Genomic DNA, 22024 nt, shown 5'->3' on the forward strand with positions numbered 1-22024 from the left:
CCGCGACATGACCCAGGCGAAATTACACGCCCAGGACGCCAGCGCAATGGCTTCCCCGCGCCGCCGGGAAGCCGGAGCCCGGCAGCGATCTGGCCAGGCGGGAATCGGTGTCTTGAAGTCCGCCGGCCCCATCTTGTCGCTCCTGGCAATGGTGGCGGTGTTCACCAGTCTAACCCCGAATTTCCTTTCGGGGGCCAATCTGCAGGCGATCCTGGAGTCGGCGGCGGTCCCTGCCGTCGTTGCGATCGGGATGACTTTTGTGCTGGTGCAGGGCTCGATTGATTTGTCGAGTGAAGGGGTGGCCTCGCTTGCCAACATCCTGCTTTCGATCCTCATCGCGAACAGCGTCACGGCCCACGATCTTGGTGCGGGCGCGATCCTGGTCGCGCTGGCCGCGGGGCTGGCCGTCGGCGTCCTCAACGGAATTTTGTATGCCTACCTGCGGATGCCGTCGCTTATCGTCACGCTCGCCATGTGGCTGATTACGCTTGGCCTGGCTGCGTTGCTCTTTCCCTCGAGGCAGCCGCAAATCCTCGACAGCGGCTTTGTCGGGCTGGCCCTGCACAAACATTTCGGCCTCAGCGCGCTCGTATATCTGGCTGTGGCGTTCGCGTTCCTCGCCTTCGTTGTCGAGCGGCGCACAAAGCTTGGCCGTATCGGCTTTGCCATCGGCGCCGACGAGGCCCTCGTCCGTTTGGCGGGCGTGAATGTGCACCTCTACAAGGTCTGCGCCTTCGCCATCTGCGGAGGCCTGACGGGCCTGGCCGGAATTTTGACCGCGGCGCAAATCGGCGTCGGCAATCCGCTCGCCGGAGAGGGGCTGCTTTTTCCTGGAATCGCCGCTTGTGTGATTGGTGGCACGCTGCTGTCCGGCGGCCGTGGCGGCGTCATGCACTCGCTTATCGGCGTCCTGGTTCTCGTCGTCTTACGAAACGGCCTTGTGCAGACGGGAACGAATCCCCTGCTGCAAAAAGCCATCGAGGGCGTGGTGATCGTTGTCGCGGTTACCGCATCCACCTGGCACCTGCGACGCAAGACCAGAGTGGTAAAATGAGCGCACTCCTGTCCCTGCAAAACGTGTCCAAGCGCTTTCCCGGCGTGGTTGCCCTCGATGAGATCGATATGGAGCTGCGCGAGCACGAAGTTCTCGGCCTGATCGGCCAGAACGGATCGGGCAAGTCGACATTGATGAAGATTGTCGGCGGCCTCCATCAACCAAGCGCCGGGGAAATGCGTCTGCGAGGCTCGCTGGTGCGCTTCGGCTCTCCGCTCGAGGCGGCGCGAGCGGGCATAGGCCTGGTCCATCAGGAGCAGTCGCTGATCGGTAATCTCACCGTTGCCGAGAACCTTTTCATCGACAAGCCGACGGACTTCAGCCGCTTCGGATTCTATCGGCGCGGCCAGATGAACGATGCGGCCCGTGTCCAACTGGACAAGGTCGAACTGGACGTTGCTCCGGACACGCCCGTCGATCAGCTGACCTTCGCGCAGCGCCAGATGGTCGAACTCGCCAAAGTGCTGTCGCTTGAGGAATTGGTGGAGGGCCATCTCGTTGTCCTGTTCGACGAGCCGACATCGGTGCTGACGCCGACCGAGATCCAGGCGCTGTTCCGGCAGGTGCGGCGGCTCAGGGCCCGTTCGTCGGTTGTGTTCATCTCGCATCGCATGGACGAAGTGCTCGCAATCTCCGACCGGGTCTATGTGCTCTCCGACGGACGCAATGTCGCCGAAAGAACGAAAGGCGAGACTGATCCTGACGAACTCTATGAGCTGATGGTTGGACGCCAGCGCGCGGGTTCGGTCCTGCCGCGGAGCAATCCCCCCGACAAGAGCGTGCCAAAGCGACTGGAAGTCCGCGACCTGACGGTGCCGGGCAAGGTTGCGGACGTGACGTTCAACGTCGCGCCCGGGGAGATCGTCGGCTTGATCGGCGTCCAGGGATCCGGGGCGGAAGCGGTCTGCCGGGCGATTTTCGGCGTGGAAGAGCGTTATGGCGGCGAGATCGACTATGAGGGCCGGCCGGTGCGCATGAGCTGCCCGAGCGGCGCGGTGGGCCTCGGCATAGGCTACGTCCCCGCCGAGCGGAAGACGGAGGCCATGATGAAGGGGATGAGTGTTTGCGAGAACATGACCGTTACCTTCGGGTCCGATTACGGCTATGGCGGGCTCGTGCTGTCGAAGCGGCGCGAGCGGCGACAGGCGGCGAATTGGGTCGAGCGGCTCAAAATCAAAACGCCGTCGCTCGACCACCGCATCGACCAGCTCTCCGGCGGAAATCAGCAGAAAGCGGTGCTCAGCAAATGGCTTCTCGGTCGCTCGCTGCGGCTGCTGGTGCTCGATCATCCGACACGCGGTCTCGATCCCGGCGCGCGCGCCGATCTTTTCAACGCGATCCGTCAACTGGCCGAGGATGGCCTGTCGATCGTTTTCGTGGGCGATACGCTGGATGAGATGGTGACACTCTCCGATACGATCCTGGTGCTGCGAGACGGCAGGGTCAGCCAGCGCTTCGACGACGTCCAGACCAAACGGCCGTCAGAGGAAGACATCGTGAGGGCGATGGTATGAGCACGCGCCACGATCATCGCTATCGAGACTTGACCTCGCTGCCTCATCGGAACCTGTCATGACCCGCACACTTGCCCGAATGTTCCCATCGATCCGATCCGCGGACGACCTGCTGCGAGCGTGCGGGCCGGCCCTGGTCCTTGTTCTGGTGTTTGCAACCGTGGTCTGGATCGCGCCTGGCATTCTCAAATGGCGCGCGGTCAATGCGTTGCTCTTCGACGCGGCCCCATTGCTGATCCTGGTTATCGGCTGCACGCTTCCAGTGCTTCTCGGCTGCATCGATCTGTCTGCCGCCGCCATGGCGTCGTTTTCAGCGGTGGTCGTGGCGCTGCTTGTCCCTGAATTCGGCTCGGCCGCCGTGCCGATCGTGCTCCTCGCGGCGGGAGCGATCGGGGCTGCCCAGGGATGGCTGATCGGACGGCTTCAGATTCCTTCGTTCGTTATGACCCTTGGAACGCTTGGCCTGTTTTCGGGCTTGGCTCTCTATCTCAGCAATGCCTCGACCGTGGGCCTGGGTCCCGGAATTGCGCCGCTCGACTTCCTCGGCGGCAGAACGCATGGCGTGCCCAACGCCTTCATCACAGTTGTCGCAGTGTGGGTCTTCCTCGCCCTTTTGCTGCGGCTCACCCGCGTTGGCCGAGATATCTATGCCTTCGGAGCGAGCGAGCTGGCTGCCTATATGTCGGGCATCCGGCGTGATCTGATCCGGGGCTGTGCTTTCGCGATTTCGTCGGTGTGCGCCGCTCTTGGAGGGATAATGCTTCTATCGCAGACCCTCTACAGCGCGCCGACGATGGCAAGCAACCTGCTGCTGCCCGCACTGGTAGGCGTGGTAGCGGGCGGCACTGCGATCTCGGGCGGAGTCGGCGGCCTCTCCGCGAGCCTGATAGGCGGACTCACGGCAGTGATGGTCCGCGTTGGGGCGACGATTGCGGGCCTGCCGGGTGCTGCGCAGGACGTCGCCTTCGGCATCATCATCCTGGTCGCGGTCGCCGTGACGACGGACAGGACCAAGATCGGCATCGTCAAGTGATCCAGTTGACGGCCGAAAAAATCGCATCTCGGGAGGGTCCGGTGAGACCGATGGTTCAGCGGTTGGGATATGTCGCCCTCAACGTTGCGGACATCGACATTGCGATAGAGGACGCGTGCACAGTCGCCGGGCTCCGCGTTGTCGAACGGGAGAAAGGCCGCGCATTGCTGAGCTCGAACCGGCGTCATGCCGAACTGATCCTGTACGCCAGCAACAGCGACAGCGTCCGATCCATCGGACTGCAGGCGCATAATGCCGACGCCGTCGCGACGGTGCGACATCGCGCCGAGCAGGCCGGCCTCACGGTTCTCTCCGAACGTCCTTCCCTGCCGTGCATCGACCGCTCGGTGACTTTCGCGACAAGCGAAGGCCACATCTTTGAAGTCCATACCCCGATACCGCTGACGCAGCCGGTCCGCCATACAGGCCCGGGCATCCGTCCGCGCTGCCTCGACCACGTAAACCTGTCGAGCAGGGACTCGGAAGCGATCAGCAACGAGCTCGAGACCGTGCTGGGGCTTCGACAGTCCGAGAGGACAACTGGCCATGAAATCGTCTGGATGCGCGCGGCCGACAACCGCCACCACACGGTAGCGACCGTAAAAGGACCAAGCGGATTGCACCACTTCAGTTGGGAATTCGCCAGCTTCGACGATTTCAAGCGGCTGGGCGATACGCTTGATGCGCAGGGGCGCTTTCTCGTCTGGGGACCGGGGCGCCACGGTGCCGGGGACAATCTGTTCGCCTATTACATCGATCGATCCGGGTTTCTGGTGGAATGTATCGCCGAAATGGAGGTCATCGAAGATGAGAACCATCAGGCAAGAATTGCCGATCCGGGCGAAAACCTATCGAATCCCAAGGTCGTGAACCGCTGGGGTGCGTTGCCGCCCCGCCTCTGGACGGAGCATTTCGTGCCGTTCGCGCCGCTGATCACTGCCTGAAACTGCGAGGACAACCATGGATTTCCCCGAAGCAGGCCTTGCCGACGAGGTCCGCCGCCTCATCGAGATCCTCGAGCAGAAACGCTATTCGGCGATGCTGGCGTCCGATGTCGCGGTGCTCGAGGATCTTCTCGACGACGACTTGGTCTATACGCACTCGTTCGGAGAACGAGACGACAAGGTGGCTTATCTGAAGAAGGTCGCCAGCCGGTTCTTCGTCTACCACGAAATCCATCACAGCAGCGAACGCGTCATCGTGTGCGAGAGCTGCGCCGTCGTCGCCGGAACCATGAGCGCGAAGGCGACCGTTGGGACCGCGGTCCGGGAGATCAACAATTCTTGCATGGCGGTGTGGGGCAAGCGCGGAAAACAGTGGCGTCTCCTCGCGTATCAGCCAACACCACTGCCAAAGTAATTAGATCGCATTATTGACTTGAAAATATATTTTTCATAATGATCTCTGGTGTCCAGCGGATGTGAGGACGTTGGCACCCTGTGGAGGACGACGATGACGGCTATTCGCAAGCGGCAGCTCGAAGCAAGAGGCGAGGGCATCCTCGGCATCCATTCCGTCAACCATTTCGTTTTGGCAGTGCCCGACCTTAAGGAGGCCGAGCGCTTCCATCAGGCTTTCGGCCTCGACGTTGTCAACCACCGCTCCGGCTATGCCGTGCGCACAGAGGGGGTCGATCATGACTGGGGTTTCTTTGTCGAGGGCTCGCGCAAGCAGTTGCAGCATCTGTCCTTCGGCGTCTTCGACGCCGATTTCCAGCGTTTCAAACTGCATCTGGAGTCTAAAGGGATGGAGCTATTGTCTCCGCCCAAGGGCTTTGAATCCAACGGATTGTGGTTCCGCGACCATGACGGCAATTTAATCGAGTTGGTCGTGACCGCGAAGACGTCGCCGGATTTCAAGATGCAGGGAGGGCATGTATCCACTCCTGCGGGCATCGTCGGCGCGCCGCTGCGCAGCAAGGCGACGAAGGTTCGCCCGACGCGGCTCGCGCACATCCTGATCTTTACCCGCGATGTTCAGAAAGCGATCGACTTCTACACCGGCGTTTTAGGCATGGGGTTGTCCGACCGCTCGGGAGACAACATCGCGTTCCTGCACGGCCGCCATGGCAGCGACCACCACATGCTCGCCTTCGTCAAGTCGTCGGCTCCCGGCTTGCACCATACCAGTTGGGACGTGCCGCTGATCGACCAGGTCGGCCTGGGCGCAATGCAGATGGCCGACAAGGGTTTTTCACGCGGCTGGGGACTGGGGCGGCATGTGCTGGGCTCGAACTTCTTCCACTACATCCGCGATCCCTGGGGCAGCTATGCGGAATACTCGTGCGACATAGACTACATCCCGGCCGAAGTGGATTGGGAATCCCAGGACCACGACCCGGAAGATTCATTTTACATCTGGGGGCCGACTCCGCCCGACGACTTCGCTCGCAACTACGAGGCGGAGTAGGGCGGAACGCTTTTCGAAGGCTTCGGCGGAAGAACACAGAATGAGGGAAATTGCATGATCAGGATACTGAAGTCGGGTCGATCCGCGGAAGCCAAGTCGACCGATGCCAGCGCTGTCCGCGGCACCGTCGAACGTGTTCTCACCGATGTTGAAGCCCGTGGCGATGCGGCGTTGCGGGAACTGTCCGAGACCTTTGATCGGTGGTCGCCGCCATCTTTTCGTCTGTCGAAGGATGAAATCGACGCGTGCCTCGCCTCGCTGTCGCGCCGGCAACTGGACGACATCCAATTCGCGCAGACACAGATCCGTCGCTTCGCCGAAGTCCAGAAGGCCGCGCTTCAGGATGTCGAGGTTGAGACATTGCCCGGCGTGGTGCTCGGCCATCGCAATATTCCCATGAATTCGGTGGGCTGCTACGTGCCGGGCGGCAAATATCCGCTTGTGGCATCCGCTCACATGGGAATCGTCACCGCCAAAGTGGCCGGCGTAAAGCGGGTAATCGCCATGACGCCTCCGTTCCAGGGCAAACCAGCCCCAGCGGTAATAGCAGCCATGGCGCTGGCGGGAGCCGACGAGATATATGTCTTGGGCGGCATTCAGGCGGTGGCCGCGATGGCGATCGGCACGGCGACGATCGCGCCGGTCGATTTTCTAGTCGGCCCGGGAAACGCCTATGTCGCCGAAGCCAAGCGGCAACTCTTCGGCCGTGTCGGCATCGATCTGCTTGCAGGCCCGACCGAAACGCTGGTGATCGCGGACGAGACGGCCGATGCCGAGCTCTGCGCCACGGACCTGCTCGGACAGGCCGAGCATGGGCCGAACTCGCCGGCGATCCTGCTGACGACATCCGAGCAACTCGCGACGCAGACGATGGCCGAGGTCGAGCGGCTTCTCGGTATTCTGCCGACCGCACCAATCGCGAAACAGGCCTGGGGCGACTACGGCCAAGTGATCGTTTGCGACACCGATGAGGAAATGGTGAGCGAGGCGGACCGCATCGCCTCCGAGCATGTGCAGGTCATGACGCGAGACCCGGATTACTTCCTCCGCCGCATGACCAACTATGGAGCGCTTTTTCTCGGGCCAAGGACGAATGTCGCTTATGGCGACAAGGTGATCGGCACCAACCATACGCTTCCGACTTTGGGAACGGCGCGTTTCACGGGCGGGCTCTGGGTCGGCAAATTCCTGAAAACCTGCACCTACCAGAAGGTTCTCACCGACGAAGCTTCGGTGATGATCGGCGAATACTGCTCCCGGCTCTGTGTCCTCGAGGGTTTCCTCGGTCATGCCGAGCAGGCCAATGTGAGATTGCGGCGCTACGGTGCGCGCAACGTTCCCTATGCCGAGGCGGCGGAATGAACCCGTCGCCCGTTACGCTGCCGAAGGCGCCATCGTTCCGGCTGGACGGGCGCCGCGCGCTGGTGACGGGCGCGGGGCGAGGGATTGGATTGGCCTTGGCTACGGCGCTTTCGGAAGCGGGAGCCGAAACAGTCCTGGCCGCGCGAACCAGAAGCGAGGTAGAGGATGCCGCGATGGCGCTAAGAGATCGTGGCGGCAAAGCAGTGGCGTTCGTTCTGGACGTGACCGACATTTCCGGAACCCGCGAACTGATCGCGAAACAGCCGGCTTTCGACATCGCGGTGATCAACGCGGGAACCAATCGGCCTAAACTGATGGTCGAGGTGACCGAGGAGGACTATGACGTCGTCCTCGACCTCAATGTCAGGGCTGCCTATTTCTCCGCGCAGGCGGTTGTGCGTAAAATGCTGGCGGAGCGGATCCGGGGCTCGATCATCTTCACTACTTCGCAGATGGGTCACGTGGCGATGGCAGCGCGGACGCTTTATTGCGCGTCCAAGCATGCGGTGGAGGGGCTGGTGAAGGCAATGGCTGTCGAACTCGCGCCGCAAGGTATCCGGGTCAATAGTATTGCCCCCACCTTCATCGAGACGCCGATGACCGCTCCTTACTTCGAGAGCGAAGCTTTTCGAAATGAGGTATTGTCCAAAATCAAGCTTGGCCGTCTGGGGCGAGTCGAGGATCTCATGGGTGCCGTTGTCTTTCTGGGTTCGGACGCCGCTGCATTGATGACGGGCACCTCCATAAAAGTCGATGGCGGGTGGACGGCGGAATGATTCCTGCAGCTTTGACATACGACTCAAGTCAGCCAGAAAGCGGCGGCATGCCTAATGCATCACTTCCGCGGCTAAACAAGCGACATTAAAAATGGATCCCGTAGCCCGCACCATTGCAAACGACGTCTACGAGCAGCTTCGTCACGATATCATTTCGTGCCGCATGCTGCCGGGCTCAAAGATCAATATCCAGGCTCTCGTTCAGAAGTATGATGTGAGCTTGGGCGCCGTCCGCGAAGCGCTATCGAAACTTTCGGCTGAGGGCCTTGTCGACGCAAGAGCGCAGCGGGGATACACGGTCTCAGATGTGTCACCGGAAGATCTCGCCGAATTGACTGATGCGCGGGTCCGCATCGAGCAGGAGTGCCTCAAGCTCGCGATCGAGAAAGGCGGGCTTGAATGGGAAACTGACATCGTGGCCGCACTTCACCGCCTCAGCCACACGCCGTATACGATTCCTGGTGACGCCGCTGTCCTGGATCAGCGCTGGGTCAAGGCGCATCGCGAATTTCACCGAGCGCTGGTCTCAGGCTGTGGCAATCGCTGGCTGCTTCGGATCCGCTCGCAACTGTACGACCAGAGCGAGCGTTACCGGCAATTGTCAGTGCCGCTGGCACGAACGGAACGCGATGTCGCGCGCGAGCATAGGGACATCGCAGATGCCGTGATTGCCCGCGACGTTAAACGAGCCTGCACGGCGATCGCATCGCATATGTGGACGACAACGCAGATCGTCACGACGGCTCTGACTTGAGTGCAACGCAAGGCTTGCTATACGAACCGCGTGACCAGCTCGGAACAGGTCCAGGCGAAAGCTGCACGATGATCTTGTGCACTCACGGCAAATGTCGGCTTTTCTAGCTCAAACAGGGCAAGTCCAACCGGGAGTCACCGCGACTACAGCGTCAGCGACCGGACGATGCCAGCAACCTCGTCCATATGACTAGACTCACAGTCGTCGAATAGCTCCAGCCTCAAACGTTCCAATTCCGCGCTCTCCCGCCAGGCTTCATGTCCGTCGGTGAAGGCGCCCCAGTCGGTGAGTATCTGGTCGATGAGCTTTGATATCTGCAGCCGCGCCTCGTCGATGATGGCAGCCCGCGTGCGCGATCCGTGAAGTAGTCTTCTGGTGCAATGATGTAGGTTGGGGTGAACAGCAGATCGACACGCTTGGCCAAAATGTCGCCCGTTTCCGAGACGTTGCCCTTGTACCCCTCGTACGCAATATGTGCGCGCTCGATCCACTAGGCGGATTCTGACTTCACCCGCATCCTCAAGATGCTCGAAGGTGTCGTCATTTCGGTTGATCCCTCGATTGGCCGCGGTGCTGGCGACGTCGCGCCAGGCCGACCTCTCGGGGGCGGCCTCCTCGCTCGCGCCAGCCCGCGCGTAAACGCGAAGAACTTAGCCGCTGGCTTAAGCAGATCAAGCGAACACGTGCCGTCGTCGATATTGATGATGGTCGTCAAAACCCGCGGTTTGAGATTCGTCGGCAGGGACGGGGTGAGCAGGCATTCATGCAGGGGCGGTGTCCCGTGTCCGACCAATGCCTGAAACGAGACCCGCGACGCGGGGCAGGTCCATAGCGAAAGCGTATAGAGCGCATTTGAAAAATGTATTACCTCCAACGTCCTGATTGCCCGATAGTCCTCCGCGGGTTCCACTGAACTCAGCGTGCAGCTAGATGACGACCGGGTGTATCGGATCCGATCCTCAACCGGCAGCCGAACTCAAGGTCGCCAATTCGTTCCCGCAAACTGGACCACCATAGCGGCCAGATCACTATCCAGACATTTGCCAATTCGCCAATCAGGCCGAGTGATAACCGGACCTCGTATCTGGCGACCTCTCCAGCTCCTAAAACCAATGAATCGTCGGGTTAAAGCGCTGGGCGGGCTCCAAGGCGAATGCATACACATCCGACTGAAAAACTCTCCAGATTCCAAAGCTTCGTAGGTCCTTGCGTGCAAACGAGAGGCGAGCGCGTATCGCTCCGAGTAAGGCGCTGGAAACGACCGGCGTCTCCAGATAATAGTCTACAAAGTCTCCCCGTGGGCGCTTCGTCTTCGCCGTTAAACGCCGAGACCATATCGCTGCTCAGGAAACTGCCGCCCTAGCTGGTCGCTTGGGGCGGTGCTTCCTGTTGCCAGCCGGCCAGTTCCGGCAGGTCGTCAAGCCAGCTTTTCTCCGTCATCAAGGCATCGCCGGCCCGCGGCACAGCCTCGGTGGCGTTTTGAATGAGCCACTCCACCCAATTCCGATAGGTAACCGGATCCAGTTGCGGCGGCAGCACCTTGGCCTTGGCCAGCATGCGTTTGCGGAAACTGACCTGCCTGCGCAGTTTAGTGGTCGTGAACTTGATTGCTTTGCCTTGGTATTCAACCGTCCAGCGCCCATCCCCGTGGCAGGTGAGCCTGTCGATGGCGAAATCAACATCGACCGGTCTATCCCGCCAGGGAAGCTCGATGGCGTTCTTTCTCAGATCGAGCGCCCATCGCCTGTAGCCGGCCCCGGAACGCTGGGGCGGCAGCACACCTGCCTGTTCGAGTATCTTCCTGCGGAAGGTAGGCTGCTTCTTGATCTGGCCAGTCGTCAGTTCGATGCGATGCCCACGAAATTCGACGTGCCAGCGTATCCTGCCATTGCCGACATACTTTACCAGCCTATCGATGACGAACTCGTCCTCGAAAAGCATCACGCATCCCTGCCTGATCCTTTCGAGAATGAACTGGCTATCGGTAGGCATGACGCGACCTCGTGCAGGACCTCTCAGGAGCTTAGAGAAGCAAAAAATTAAGGGACGCTTTAGAAATCATCTGCTTCCTTTCGTAGATCCTCGGGCAATAGGGTGTTGCCGGCCATTGCCTTGTGGCAGAGCGCGGGGTTGGTACTTTCCGCTCCGGCTGCAAAAAGCCAATCCACCAGGGCCAAACTCGCGATCCTCAGAATGGCAGGCGCATCCTACTAAGCCCGGATCGGGCTCATCGCTAATGTACTGGACGTCACTGAACCAAAATGAACTCGCCGCCATCACTCGTTCGATGCAGCGGAAAGAGCCTTGAGATCAACTCACTTCGCCTCCGATCATCGCAATGGTTCGGACTGCCCTGTCCGCGACACGGGTCGATGCTCCAGCCGCCATGAGCATCTGCGGCAAGACCAACCATTCCAGCGACCAGGCTGCACCAGAACGCTCTTGCTCATGGATCAGCGCATGATGCATTCCCGACAATTGGACTGCGTTGTACCGGGCGAGTGTCACCAGCATCTCGGCATCGATGGGATTGCGCTTGTGCGCCATGGCGGACGATGAACCGCCGCCAGCCAGTTGAAGCTCGTCGCCTGCCTGCGCCATCAGCGCAACGTCCTGACCGAACTTGCCGAGGCTTCCCGTCACAAGCGACAGCCAGTTGGCGAGCTCGGTGACGCGATCGCGCTGACTGTGCCACTGCGGCGAGTCGCCGAGGCTCAGCCGCTGAGCCATTGTGGCACGGACAGCGGCACCCTTGTCTGCGAACTTATCGAGTGTCCCGACGGCGCCGCCGAACTGGATTACGAGAACCGATCTTCGCAGCGATTGAAGTCTCTCGTGGTGGCGCACGAGCGGTTCGCGCCAGCTTGTGACGCGGTCGGCTACGGAAATCGGCATCGCTGCCTGCATTCGAGTTCGAGCCATCAGCGAGCGATCACCAAACCGATGGCCGAGTTCGGCGAAGGCAACCACCAGGGCCGAAAGCCGTTCTTCCAACAGATCGATACAGGCGCGAATTCGCAGGATCATGGCCGTGTCGATCATGTCCTGGCTAGTCGCACCGAAATGCACATGCTCCGAATGCGGCTCTCCCACAGCCTGCCTGATCTGCCGCACGAGTTCCGGCACCACGACGCCGTCGAGCGCCGTTGCGGCCCTCAGGGCCGGAATATCCGGCCGGAAGTTGTCGAGGACGCGTCCGATTGCGCTTGCTGCAGCCGCCGGGACGATGCCGAGAGCGCCTTCTACGTCGGCGAGCGCTTTCTCGAATTGCAACATCGTCGCAAGTTCGACCTCGACGCCGAGCAGCGTCGCCATCTTCTCATCACCGAGAAGCCCGCACAGGAGCGGATTGTCGAATGCTGTGATCATATGTCGAAGAAGACCGTCTCGTTGAAGCCCTGGAGATGAATGTCGAACTTATAGATGTCGCCATCGCGCGGCGCGATCAGCGTTGATACGCGCTCCCTTTGCTCAATGCGCATCAGGACTGGGTCCTCGGCGTTGGCCGTTTCCTCGTCGCTGAAATACATGCGGGTGTGAAGGCCAATGTTGATTCCGCGCGCGACGATCCAGACCGTCAAATGCGGCGCCATCTTGCGGCCGTCAAAAAAGGGCACGCGACCGGGTTTGATGGTCTCGAACATGCATTCGCCCGTCGTCATGTCGGTGGGCAGCCGGCCCCAGCCGGTAAAATTCGGGTCGGCGGAGCCGCGCAGATCCGAGGGCGAATTGTAGATGCCGGCGGCGTCAGCCTGCCAGATCTCCACAAGCGCGTCTTTCAGCGGCGAGCCGGCGCCGTCGATCACCCGGATATTGACCCTGATGCGCTCGCCCTCGGTCTTGTCGGTGACCATCGTGGCGCCAAGGTCGCGTTCATAGACGCCCGAGATGCCGGCAAAGTTGGGTGTCAGCCCAATGTGCACGTAGGGTCCCGCGGTTTGCGAGGCGCTTTCCTTCAGCCGGCTGAGACCCTGGACCATCAGTCGCCCTCCATACGATTCTCGAACAGCGTCGAGCGGCGGCCGCGCAGTACAATGTCGAATTTGTATGCCCGCGCATCCATCGGTATCGTTGCCTCCATGTCGAGCGCGGCGGTGAGGCCTTCAACAGCGCGCCGGTCGTTGATGGTCCGCACGATCGGGCACCTCCAGATCATCGGGTCGCCCTCGAAATACATCTGGGTGATCAAGCGCTGCGCAAAGCCGTGCCCGAAGACCGAGAAATGGATGTGAGCTGGACGCCAGTCGTTGGGTCCGTTGGGCCAGGGATATGGCCCCGGCTGGACCGTGCGGAAACAATAGGAGCCATCCTCGCCGGTGATGGTGCGGCCGCAGCCGCCGAAATTCGGATCGAGCGGCGCGAGATAGGTTTCCTTCTTGTGTCGATAGCGTCCTCCCGCGTTGGCCTGCCATACCTCCAGCAGCGCACCGGCGACGCCGATGCCGCGCTCATCGAGTACGCGGCCATAGACGAGGATGCGCGGTCCGATCGCGCTTTCACCCGGCCCGGCAAAATTGTGTATGAGGTCATTGTCCAGTTCACTGAGAATATTGTGGCCGAAGACCGGCCCCGTAAGCTCCGACAGGGTGTTGTCGAGGGAAAGAAGCGGCCGTTGCGGCGAGCGCAGCACGGAAGTCTTGTAGGCCGGCGTGAAGGCCGGCGGATGCCAGTTGCGGTCGCGCTGAAAGAAGGCGCCGATTTCCGGCGTGCGGTTGGCGGGAAAGCGCGAGTTGGTCATGGTTTACCGGCTTGAGCGTCCATTTCGTCGAACGTCTTCCTGGCGATCTTCATCGCGTGATTTGCCGCCGGTACCCCGGCATAGATTGCCACATGCAGCAGCGCCTCGCGTATGTCGTCGCGCGTCGCCCCGGTATTGACGCTGGCGCGGATATGCATCGCAACCTCTTCATCCTGCTTCAGCGCGGCGAGCAGCGCGATGGTGATCATAGAACGCTCGCGCTTGGTGATGTTCGGCCGCGACCAGACGTGGCTCCATGCAGCCTCCGTGATCAGTTCCTGGAAAGGAATGTCAAATTCGGTCTTGGCCGCCTCTGCGCGGTCCACATGGGCGTCACCCAGGACAGAACGGCGCGTCGCCGTCCCTTCGACGTGTCGGGCGCCGTGTTGATGCTTGCTCATTTGCGCTCTCTTCGCACGTCGTTCAGGAAGCCACGGATCAGCCCGGCGAGCCTTTCCGGCTGCTCGACGCATGGGATGTGGCCCGCACCGGCGATGACTTCGAAGCGTGCGGTGGGGATCGAGCGGGCCAGCGCTTCCACCAGTTCAGGCGGCGTCGATCCGTCCTGGTCGCCGACAATGCAGAGTGTCAGCACTTTGATCGCGGCGGTCGTCGCGGTGAAATCGGCGTCGCGGATAGCCGCGCAGGCAGCAGCGTAGCCGGCCGGATCCTGGCGCGTCAGCATCGTTTTATACCCCGCCAGTTCCTCGCTGCGATTCTTGTGGAAATCCGGCGTGAACCATTTTTGCATCACGTCGTCGGCAAAGCTCGCAATGCCCTTCGACAGCGTCGCGTTGATGCGCCCGTTCCACATCTCGGCCGTGCCGATCTTCGCTGCCGTATCGCAAAGGATCAACCCCTCGATCAAATCAGGCCGCGTCTTGTAAAGGCATTGCGCAATGACGCCGCCGATCGAAAGCCCGCAGATCACCGCGCGCCTTACGCCAAGATGGTCGAGCAGCCCTGCAAGGTCCGTCGCATGGGTCTCGATTGTTTGCGGCGCGTCACCCAGTTCGCTCAGACCGTGTCCGCGCTTGTCAAACGCAACGAACGTACAGTCGTCGGCGAGCCTTCGCTCGACCTCGTTCCAGATGCGCATATCCGTGCCGAGCGAGTTCGCGAAGACGACCGTCGGCCTGCCTGCTGCGAGACGATGCCGATAATGGATCGTCGCGCCGTTGATGCAAGCAAAGGCCATACCGGTCATACCTTTGGCATTCCTTTGGGCCGCATCAACCGTTTTTGCGCGGCGATGCGGAATGGTGCGTTCGGCGCACCATATCCTGCATACGCGCCGCGCCGTTCAACGAACTCGATAATGAACCCCTCTCCGAATGTCGGCGCATAGAGCTGGAAAAATTCGCCGTTGTCGTCGCGGTCATAAAGGATATTGGCTGAGCGTAACCGATCGGCAACCTCCGGATCCAAGCCGAAGCGCGCTTCTACGTCGTCGTAGTAGTTCATCGATATCTGAAGCGGTTCGAAGCCGTCGGCCTGCAGCTTCGCCGCCGTCGCAAAGATGTCATCGGTCGCGAGTGCCAGATGCTGGACGCCGGAACCAAAAGTTTCGGCGATGAAATGGCCAGCCAGCGTGCGGTGGCTTTCGGCGCCGTTCAGCGTGAGTCGGAAGCGCTTGTCCAGACCTTCGATCACCTGGCTACGCACGAGGCCGGCCGGATCGACGATGTCGACCATGGGGGTCTTGGTCGTCCTGAAGATCGAGACATAGAACAGCAGCCAGCTCGGCATCTCCTCCTGTGCCATGGTCTGCCCGACATGATCGATGCGGGTGAGGCCGACGCCACTGCCGGAACTTGCCGGCACGACCGGCGTAAACTCTATGTCCCAGACCTTCGCCAGGTCGGTCTTGGCATCGAGGAAGTAGATCAGCCCTCCGCCGACGCCGCGGATCGCCGGGATCGACAACTCGCCAGGGCCGACCCGCTGGTGAAATATCTCCGCGCCCAGCGCCTCGGCGCGCGCAACCGTGGCGGCGGCGTCCTCGACCTTCAGACCCATCGCGTATGCCGACGTGCCATGGACAACAAAGGAAGAATGAGCGAAGCCCTGCCGCTCGGTATTGATGACAATATTGATCGCGCCCTGGCGGTAGAGCGTGACGTCCTTCGAGACGTGCCGACCGGCCTCGACAAAGCCGAGCATGCGCAACAGCGACCCAAGCTGCCCGGCGTCCTGGCGATCGGCCGCGAACTCGATGAACTCGACCCCTCCAACCCCGATGCGGTCGGGCATGGGCGGAATAGCCATGTCGAGTGCCGGTTCTTCACGCCGCACCTGATCCATCAACCATACGAGCGAACGCCGTCCGTCGACGGAGATCGCCTTTGCCGACCCGCCACGGAACTGGTCGTTGAAAATCTCGAGCGAGAGATAGCCGTCATAACCGGTTGCCGCGACCGCCTGCATGAACTGTCGCACCGGCAGATCGCCTTCGCCTGGCATGTTGCGGAAGTGCCGGCTCCAATAGAGCAAGTCCATTTCGATCAGCGGCGCGTCGGCGAGTTGGACAATGAAGATCTTGTCCGCGGGTATCGAACGGATGGAGCCGAGTTCAATCCTGCGGGCTAGCGTGTGGAAAGAGTCGAGAACCAGCCCGATGTTCGGGTGCTCGGTCCTGCGCACGATTTCCCACGCGTCGCGATGATCGTTGACGTGACGCCCCCAGGCCAGTGCCTCGTAGCCGACGCGCAGGCCGCGCTTGGCGGCGCGCTCGCCAAGCTCGTGAAAGTCCATGGCCGCTCGGTCGATCCCGCCAAGCGAGACCGGCGACACCGACGAGCATACCAGCATCAGGTCGGTGCCGAGTTCCTGCATGACGTCGAACTTGCGCTCGGCACGATCAAAGGCGCGGTTGCGCTGGGGCTCCGGTAACCCCTCGAAATCCCTGAACGGCTGGAAGAGCGTTATGGTCAGACCTGTGTCACCAGCCATTCGGCCGACGTCGCGCGGTGAGCCATCAAAGGCGAGGAAATCGTTCTCGAAGATTTCAACACCGTCGAAGCCCGCGGCGGAAATTGCCGCGAATTTCTCCGCCAGGTCACCGGCGATCGACACCGTCGCGATCGAAGTCTTCAAACGCGCCTCCTCCCGGGCTGGTATGAACGAACCAGTTCGTACATAATTAAGGCAACGCTGCCAGCACCGCAAGTTTCGGTGCGCTCAGCGTTCTGCGGGAGCTTCCTTCGCGACAAAACGCAACAGCATCTCCACGCTGTTGCGTTTGAGCCGCTCGAGTTGTGCCGGCGCGCCGAAATCGCGTCCGAAGATCATCGAAAAGGTGGCGCGGTTGGAAACGTTGAAGAAACACAGCGCGCTTACCTGCCAATGGAGTTCGACCGCGTCGAGTCCCGACCGGAAGACCCCCTCTTCGACACCGCGTGAATAGATGCGAGAGATATGGTCGATCGCAGTCACGTTTAGCTCTCGTATCGCATCCGATTGTTCGAGATATTGGCCGTGATGGATGTTCTCGATCATCACCATGCGGATGAATTCCTCGTGTCGGTGATGGTGGTCGAACGTGAACTCCACTAGGCGTGCCAGTGCCGCTACGGGGGGCAGACCTTCGATATCGAGTTGGGCCTCGCCCTCGCGCACCTGGCGATACGCGTTCTCGAGCGCGTGCAGGTAGAGGCCTTCTTTGTCGCCGAAGTAGTAGTAGATCATGCGCTTGCTGAAGCGCGTACGCGCCGCAATCTCGTCTATGCGCGCGCCCGATAAGCCGTTCAGGGCAAACTCCTTGGAGGCGATCTCCAGGATGTTGCGTCGCGTGCCCTCAGGGTCCTGGATACGCGTCGTGCTCGCGTCCGGCTTCGGCTTTCGTTCTTTCTTGATAACGGCCATGCAGTTTGAGTTCCCGCCCCGGCATCAGCCGGCAATTGACTAAACTAACCAGTTAGTACATCATTCGCAAATCGCGACTGACTTATTTACCGGCGCGTTTGTCGTGAACACAAGGGCGATCCAAGAATTGCCGCATTTGGGCCAGGAGGCGGCCCGCACAGGGAGGAATCTCGGGAGATGGGCGACAGCCTAGTCGACCTCCTTTGCCGTCTTGCGGACGAGCATAAGGGTGCCGCCAGCGGCGACAGCGAAAAGGTCGTAATTGGCCTTGTCGGACGCGGCATTCAGTCCTCGCGCACTCCCGGCATGCACGAGCGTGAAGCCCGGCGCCTTGGCATCGGCTATTCGTACCTTTTGCTTGATTTCGACAGGCTCGGATTTCCGGACGCGGCGATCGGCGACTTGATCGCGGCGGCGCAAATTGCGGGCTTTCAGGGCCTCAACGTCACTCATCCGTTTAAACAGGCTGTTATTCCCGTCCTGGATGCGTTGTCGCCGGAAGCGCGCGCGATAGGCGCGGTGAACACGGTCGTGTTCGCCGGCGGACGCAAGGAAGGCCACAACACCGACGGCTGGGGTTTCGCGCAGAGTTTTCGCGAAGCGATGACGGGCGCATCGATGGGCAGTGTCGCGATGTTCGGCGCCGGCGGAGCGGGCGCCGCAGTCGCCAACGCGTTGATGGAAATGGGCGTTGGCCGGCTGTTCGTCGTCGACAGCCAACCCGATCGCGCCTCGGACCTGGCGTCGCGCATGGGCGCCTTGTTCGGCGGTCGCGTCGAGGCGTGGCCGGACCCCGCCGCAGCGGTGCGCATGGCAAACGGCATCGTCAACACGACCCCGGTGGGCATGGCGAAATACCCCGGAACACCATTCGACGCGGCTCTTCTGACAGCCGAAAAATGGGTCGCCGACATAATCTATTTTCCGACCGAAACAGAGCTGTTGCGCGCTGCCCGTGCGATCGGCTGCAGAACGCTGCCGGGCATCGGCATGGCGATCTACCAGGCCGTCCGCGCGTTCGAACTCTTCACCGGGCGCAAGGCCGACCGCCGCGCCATGGCAAACCACTTCGAGGCCGCCGCATGAAGGCAATGACGCCTATAACCGCATGAAGACCACTGGGAGGAAATCGACATGAAAGCTGAAATGAACCGACGCATGTTCATGGTCGCTGCCGGCGCACTGGCGGCCGGGGCCGCCGTTCCCGCCTTCGCGCAGGACAAACCGAAGCTGCGTTTCTCGGCCGTGTTCTCGGAACAGGACATCCGGGCCGAGATGATGAAAATGTTCGCCGACGCCATCAAGGACGACTTTGCCTTCGAGGGTTATTACGGCGGCAACCTGTTCAAACAGGGCACCGAACTTGTCGCCATCCAGCGCGGCAACCTCGAAATGGGCAACATCGCCCCGCAGGACATCTCCAAGCAGATTCCGGCCTGGTCTATCGTCACCGCCGGCTACCTGTTCCGTGACGCCGCGCACCTCAAGGCCCTCTTCGCCAGCGATGCCGGTGCCGAGCTGAAGAAGATGACCGAGGACCAGCTCGGCGTGAGGGTGCTCGGCCCCACTTATTTCGGCCTGCGTCAGGTCGGCCTGAAGCCCGATAAGGAAATCAAGACCCCCGCCGACATGGCCGGCATCAAGCTGCGCATGCCGGGTGGCGACGCTTGGCAATTCCTCGGCCAGGCGCTCGGCGCGAATCCTACGCCAATGGCCTACGCCGAGGTCTATACCGGCCTGCAGACAGGAGCGATCGATGGGCAGGATAACCCTCTGCCCAACGTCGAGAACATGAAGTTCTACGAGGTCATGTCGCAGATCGTGCTGACCTCGCATCTTGTCGGTTTCGACCTTCTCAGCATATCGAAAAAGGTCTGGGACGAGATGGGGACCGAGAAGCAGGCAAAGGTCCAGGCCGCGGCGGACAAGGCGATCGACTTCTCGACAGAAAAACACCTGACGCGCGAGAAGGAACTCGTTGAAACATTCAAGGGCAAAGGCCTGAAGATCTACGAGCCCGACGTCGCTGCATTCCGCAAGCATGTGCAGGAACAATATCTTGCCTCCGACCTGGCCAAGGAATGGCCGGCCGGGATGGTCGACAAGATCAACGCGCTTTGACGCGACAAAACTCGCCGGCCGGTCCGCTTGTGACCGGCTGGCCCAAACTCGTTTAGCCAGGCGACGCCAGGGAGGCATGATGAACCCGGGATTGAGAAAGGTCGGCGGCTGGCTATACCGGCGCGCCGAGAACGCCATCGCCATCGCAATCGGCGCCATGTTCGCCGCGTTTCTGCTCCAGGTTGCTTTTCGTTACCTTCTCAACTGGCCGACCGGCTGGAGCAACGAGCTCACCGTCGTACTCTGGATTTGGGTTGTGCTGTTCGGCGCAGCGTTCGTCGTTCGCGAAGAAGAGGAAATCCGTTTTGATCTCCTCTACGCCGCAGTCGGTCCGGACATAAGGCGAGCGATGACGCTCGCCTTCGCGATCGCTCTCGTCGCGCTCTATGGCTGGTCCTTTCCGGCTGTCTTCGACTATGTGACCTTCATGAAGGTCGAGAGCACCGCCTACCTCAAGATACGCTTCGACTGGCTGTTCTCGATCTACCTCGTCTTCGTGGTCGCCGTGATTGCCCGCTACCTGTGGCTCGCGTGGCGTACTCTGCGCGGCGAAGCACCGGCGGAATTTGATCCCACGAAAGCGAGCTCCGGCGTATGAGCCTCGCGAGTCCCTTTTCGCTGTCAGTCGTTGCGATCACAGCGCTGGCCTTGCTTGGCCTGCCGATCGGTCACTCGATGATCGCCGGGTCGATCCTCTATCTCTGGCTTGCAGGGCTCGACATGGGCACGTCCGCCGAGCAGCTCCTCAACGGGCTCTACACGAGCTACATTCTGCTTGCCGTGCCGATGTTCATTCTCGCCGCGGAGTTAATGAACGCCGGAACAATGACCGACCGGCTGCTGCAATTCTGCAACGCTGTCGTCGGCCGTTTCCGCGGCGGCCTGGCGCAGGTCAACGTGCTGCAGTCGATCATCTTCGCCGGCATGTCCGGCTCGGCCATCGCCGACGCCGCGGGCACTGGCAAGATGATGCAGCAACTCATGACCAAGGATGGCAAGTACCCGGCGAGCTATGCCGCTGCGCTGACAGCCGTCACCTCCGTCATCGGCCCGATCATTCCTCCGTCAATTCCGCTAGTCATCTATGCGCTGATCTCGGATGCATCCATCGGCTACCTCTTCATTGCGGGTATCGTGCCGGGCCTTCTTCTCGCCCTGTCGCAGATGATCATCGTCGCCATCGACGCGCGCCGGAAGAACTTTCCGGTCGAGAAGCCGGTGCCGCTCAGGGAATTTCCGGGGATCACCTTGCGAGCGTTTCCGGCGCTGATGCTGCCGGTCGTTCTGCTGGTCGGCATAAGGGGCGGCGTGATGACCCCGACTGAGGCCGCGGCGGTCGCCGCCGGCTACGCGCTGCTCATCTCGGTCGCGATCTATCGTAGCGTGACGCTGGGCCAGCTCTACCATGCGCTTCTCAACAGCGCCCGCACCACCGCCTCGATCGGCATGCTCATCGCCGGCGCCCTGGTGTTCAACTACGTTGTCACGGTTGAGAACATTCCGCAGTCCCTGTCGGTGATCCTGCAGTCCTGGGATCTTTCGCCGATGGGTTTCCTGATCCTCGTCAACATCCTGCTGCTGATCCTGGGCTGCGTGCTGGAGGGCACGACTATTCTGCTGGTAATCGTGCCGGTGCTGATTCCGACGGCGAAAGCGCTCGGCGTCGACATGGTGCATTTCGGCGTGATGGTCGTCGTCAACATCATGCTCGGGCTCGTCACCCCGCCCTACGGCTTGCTGCTGTTCATCATGACCCGCATCGCAGAGGTGCCGCTGCGCGACCTGGTGCACGACGTAATGCCGTTTCTCTACGCCATGATTGCCGCCCTGATGCTGATCACCTTCTTCCCATCGCTGGTGCTGTGGCTGCCGCGCATGCTGGGCTATCAAGGATAGGACCATGACCAAGCCGATCTTCGTTCTCAACGGCCCAAACCTCAATCGCCTAGGCAGCCGCGAGCCGGAAATCTACGGGACGACGACGCTTGCCGAGATCAAGACGATGTGCCGGAAGGCCGCAGACGGGCTTCCAGTCCGCTTTCACCAGTCGAACTTCGAGGGCGAGATCGTCGGCTGGATCCACGAGGCGATCGACGAGGGCGCTGGCATCATCATCAACCCGGCGGGCTTCTCGTTCACCTCGATTGCCATCCTCGACGCACTCAAGATGTTTCCTGGACCGATCATTGAGCTCCACATTTCCAACATCCACCGACGCGAGGAAATCTATCACAAATCGCTCGTCTCGACGGTGGCGACGGCGGTCATCGCCGGGTTGGGGCCGCGAGGATACGCCACCGCGGTCAATTCGCTGAAGCAACTGATGGAAGATTAGGTGAGGCCACAGGCAAGGCGTGAAATCCGCAGCGGGAATATACTAACTGGATAGTACGACAATC

The 22024-nt window shown here is 61.1% G+C and carries 22 protein-coding genes; 14 read left to right on the top strand and 8 right to left on the bottom strand.

Going from position 1 to position 22024, the window contains the following annotated elements:
• The first annotated feature begins 7 nt into the window (after nucleotides 1–7).
• The 9 genes from ABID19_RS13960 to ABID19_RS14000 all read left to right on the top strand — a co-directional run bounded on the left by ABID19_RS13960 (nucleotide 8) and on the right by ABID19_RS14000 (nucleotide 8902).
• Nucleotides 8–1054: an ABC transporter permease gene (locus ABID19_RS13960; RefSeq protein WP_354491266.1), complete on the top strand. Its 1047-nt coding sequence runs from the start codon at nucleotides 8–10 to the stop codon at nucleotides 1052–1054.
• A complete protein-coding gene (locus tag ABID19_RS13965; RefSeq protein ID WP_354491268.1) occupies nucleotides 1051–2568 on the top strand; it encodes a sugar ABC transporter ATP-binding protein in 1518 nt (505 codons plus the stop codon). The genes ABID19_RS13960 and ABID19_RS13965 overlap by 4 nt, the downstream gene beginning before the upstream one ends.
• Before the next feature lie 58 nt (nucleotides 2569–2626).
• The gene (locus tag ABID19_RS13970) at nucleotides 2627–3601 is read left to right on the top strand and encodes an ABC transporter permease (RefSeq protein ID WP_354491270.1); all 975 of its coding nucleotides are present in this window, start codon (nucleotides 2627–2629) and stop codon (nucleotides 3599–3601) included.
• Nucleotides 3602–3651: 50 nt separating this feature from the next.
• The gene (locus ABID19_RS13975) at nucleotides 3652–4545 is read left to right on the top strand and encodes a VOC family protein (protein ID WP_354491272.1); all 894 of its coding nucleotides are present in this window, start codon (nucleotides 3652–3654) and stop codon (nucleotides 4543–4545) included.
• 16 nt (nucleotides 4546–4561) lie between these two features.
• Nucleotides 4562–4960 (top strand): nuclear transport factor 2 family protein, encoded by a 399-nt coding sequence (locus ABID19_RS13980; protein WP_354491274.1) that lies wholly within the window; start codon nucleotides 4562–4564, stop codon nucleotides 4958–4960.
• A gap of 93 nt (nucleotides 4961–5053) precedes the next feature.
• Nucleotides 5054–6010 carry a VOC family protein gene (locus ABID19_RS13985; RefSeq protein ID WP_354491276.1) on the top strand — a complete coding sequence of 319 codons (957 nt, stop codon included), beginning with the start codon at nucleotides 5054–5056 and terminating at the stop codon, nucleotides 6008–6010.
• Between the two features lie 54 nt (nucleotides 6011–6064).
• Nucleotides 6065–7372: a histidinol dehydrogenase gene (gene hisD / locus ABID19_RS13990; RefSeq protein ID WP_354491278.1), complete on the top strand. Its 1308-nt coding sequence runs from the start codon at nucleotides 6065–6067 to the stop codon at nucleotides 7370–7372.
• Nucleotides 7369–8148 (top strand): SDR family NAD(P)-dependent oxidoreductase, encoded by a 780-nt coding sequence (locus ABID19_RS13995; RefSeq protein ID WP_354491280.1) that lies wholly within the window; start codon nucleotides 7369–7371, stop codon nucleotides 8146–8148. The genes hisD and ABID19_RS13995 overlap by 4 nt, the downstream gene beginning before the upstream one ends.
• Nucleotides 8149–8239: 91 nt before the next feature.
• Entirely contained in the window at nucleotides 8240–8902 is a 663-nt protein-coding gene (locus ABID19_RS14000; protein ID WP_354491281.1) for a GntR family transcriptional regulator, read from the top strand.
• A 1359-nt stretch (nucleotides 8903–10261) separates the two neighbouring features.
• Here ABID19_RS14000 and ABID19_RS14005 read toward each other — a convergent pair.
• The 8 genes from ABID19_RS14005 to ABID19_RS14040 all read right to left on the bottom strand — a co-directional run bounded on the left by ABID19_RS14005 (nucleotide 10262) and on the right by ABID19_RS14040 (nucleotide 17504).
• Nucleotides 10262–10894 carry a hypothetical protein gene (locus tag ABID19_RS14005; protein WP_354491283.1) on the bottom strand — a complete coding sequence of 211 codons (633 nt, stop codon included), beginning with the start codon at nucleotides 10892–10894 and terminating at the stop codon, nucleotides 10262–10264.
• Between the two features lie 318 nt (nucleotides 10895–11212).
• A complete protein-coding gene (locus ABID19_RS14010; protein ID WP_354491284.1) occupies nucleotides 11213–12271 on the bottom strand; it encodes a 3-carboxy-cis,cis-muconate cycloisomerase in 1059 nt (352 codons plus the stop codon).
• Nucleotides 12268–12882: a protocatechuate 3,4-dioxygenase subunit alpha gene (gene pcaG, locus ABID19_RS14015; RefSeq protein WP_354491286.1), complete on the bottom strand. Its 615-nt coding sequence runs from the start codon at nucleotides 12880–12882 to the stop codon at nucleotides 12268–12270. The genes ABID19_RS14010 and pcaG overlap by 4 nt, the downstream gene beginning before the upstream one ends.
• Entirely contained in the window at nucleotides 12882–13640 is a 759-nt protein-coding gene (gene pcaH / locus ABID19_RS14020) for a protocatechuate 3,4-dioxygenase subunit beta (RefSeq protein WP_354491288.1), read from the bottom strand. The genes pcaG and pcaH overlap by 1 nt, the downstream gene beginning before the upstream one ends.
• Nucleotides 13637–14041 (bottom strand): 4-carboxymuconolactone decarboxylase, encoded by a 405-nt coding sequence (pcaC, locus tag ABID19_RS14025; protein ID WP_354491290.1) that lies wholly within the window; start codon nucleotides 14039–14041, stop codon nucleotides 13637–13639. Before pcaC ends, pcaH begins: the two co-directional genes overlap by 4 nt.
• On the bottom strand, nucleotides 14038–14838 hold the full coding sequence (gene pcaD / locus ABID19_RS14030; RefSeq protein ID WP_354491622.1) for a 3-oxoadipate enol-lactonase: 801 nt from the start codon (nucleotides 14836–14838) through the stop codon (nucleotides 14038–14040). The genes pcaC and pcaD overlap by 4 nt, the downstream gene beginning before the upstream one ends.
• 5 nt (nucleotides 14839–14843) lie before the next feature.
• On the bottom strand, nucleotides 14844–16736 hold the full coding sequence (locus tag ABID19_RS14035; RefSeq protein WP_354491292.1) for a bifunctional sugar phosphate isomerase/epimerase/4-hydroxyphenylpyruvate dioxygenase family protein: 1893 nt from the start codon (nucleotides 16734–16736) through the stop codon (nucleotides 14844–14846).
• Between the two features lie 84 nt (nucleotides 16737–16820).
• A complete protein-coding gene (locus ABID19_RS14040; protein ID WP_354491294.1) occupies nucleotides 16821–17504 on the bottom strand; it encodes a TetR/AcrR family transcriptional regulator in 684 nt (227 codons plus the stop codon).
• A 177-nt stretch (nucleotides 17505–17681) separates the two neighbouring features.
• Here ABID19_RS14040 and ABID19_RS14045 point away from each other — a divergent pair, with 177 nt between their 5' ends.
• The 5 genes from ABID19_RS14045 to ABID19_RS14065 all read left to right on the top strand — a co-directional run bounded on the left by ABID19_RS14045 (nucleotide 17682) and on the right by ABID19_RS14065 (nucleotide 21960).
• Nucleotides 17682–18590, top strand: coding sequence for a shikimate dehydrogenase (locus tag ABID19_RS14045; protein ID WP_354491296.1), 909 nt, complete (start codon nucleotides 17682–17684; stop codon nucleotides 18588–18590).
• A gap of 48 nt (nucleotides 18591–18638) precedes the next feature.
• Entirely contained in the window at nucleotides 18639–19625 is a 987-nt protein-coding gene (gene dctP / locus ABID19_RS14050) for a TRAP transporter substrate-binding protein DctP (protein ID WP_354491298.1), read from the top strand.
• Between the two features lie 79 nt (nucleotides 19626–19704).
• Entirely contained in the window at nucleotides 19705–20223 is a 519-nt protein-coding gene (locus ABID19_RS14055; RefSeq protein ID WP_354491300.1) for a TRAP transporter small permease, read from the top strand.
• Nucleotides 20220–21521 (top strand): TRAP transporter large permease, encoded by a 1302-nt coding sequence (locus ABID19_RS14060; RefSeq protein WP_354491302.1) that lies wholly within the window; start codon nucleotides 20220–20222, stop codon nucleotides 21519–21521. Before ABID19_RS14055 ends, ABID19_RS14060 begins: the two co-directional genes overlap by 4 nt.
• A gap of 4 nt (nucleotides 21522–21525) precedes the next feature.
• Nucleotides 21526–21960 (top strand): type II 3-dehydroquinate dehydratase, encoded by a 435-nt coding sequence (locus ABID19_RS14065; protein ID WP_354491304.1) that lies wholly within the window; start codon nucleotides 21526–21528, stop codon nucleotides 21958–21960.
• The last annotated feature ends 64 nt before the right edge of the window (nucleotides 21961–22024 follow it).

It is taken from the genome of Mesorhizobium robiniae, from assembly GCF_040545535.1.
Taxonomy (GTDB): domain Bacteria; phylum Pseudomonadota; class Alphaproteobacteria; order Rhizobiales; family Rhizobiaceae; genus Mesorhizobium; species Mesorhizobium robiniae.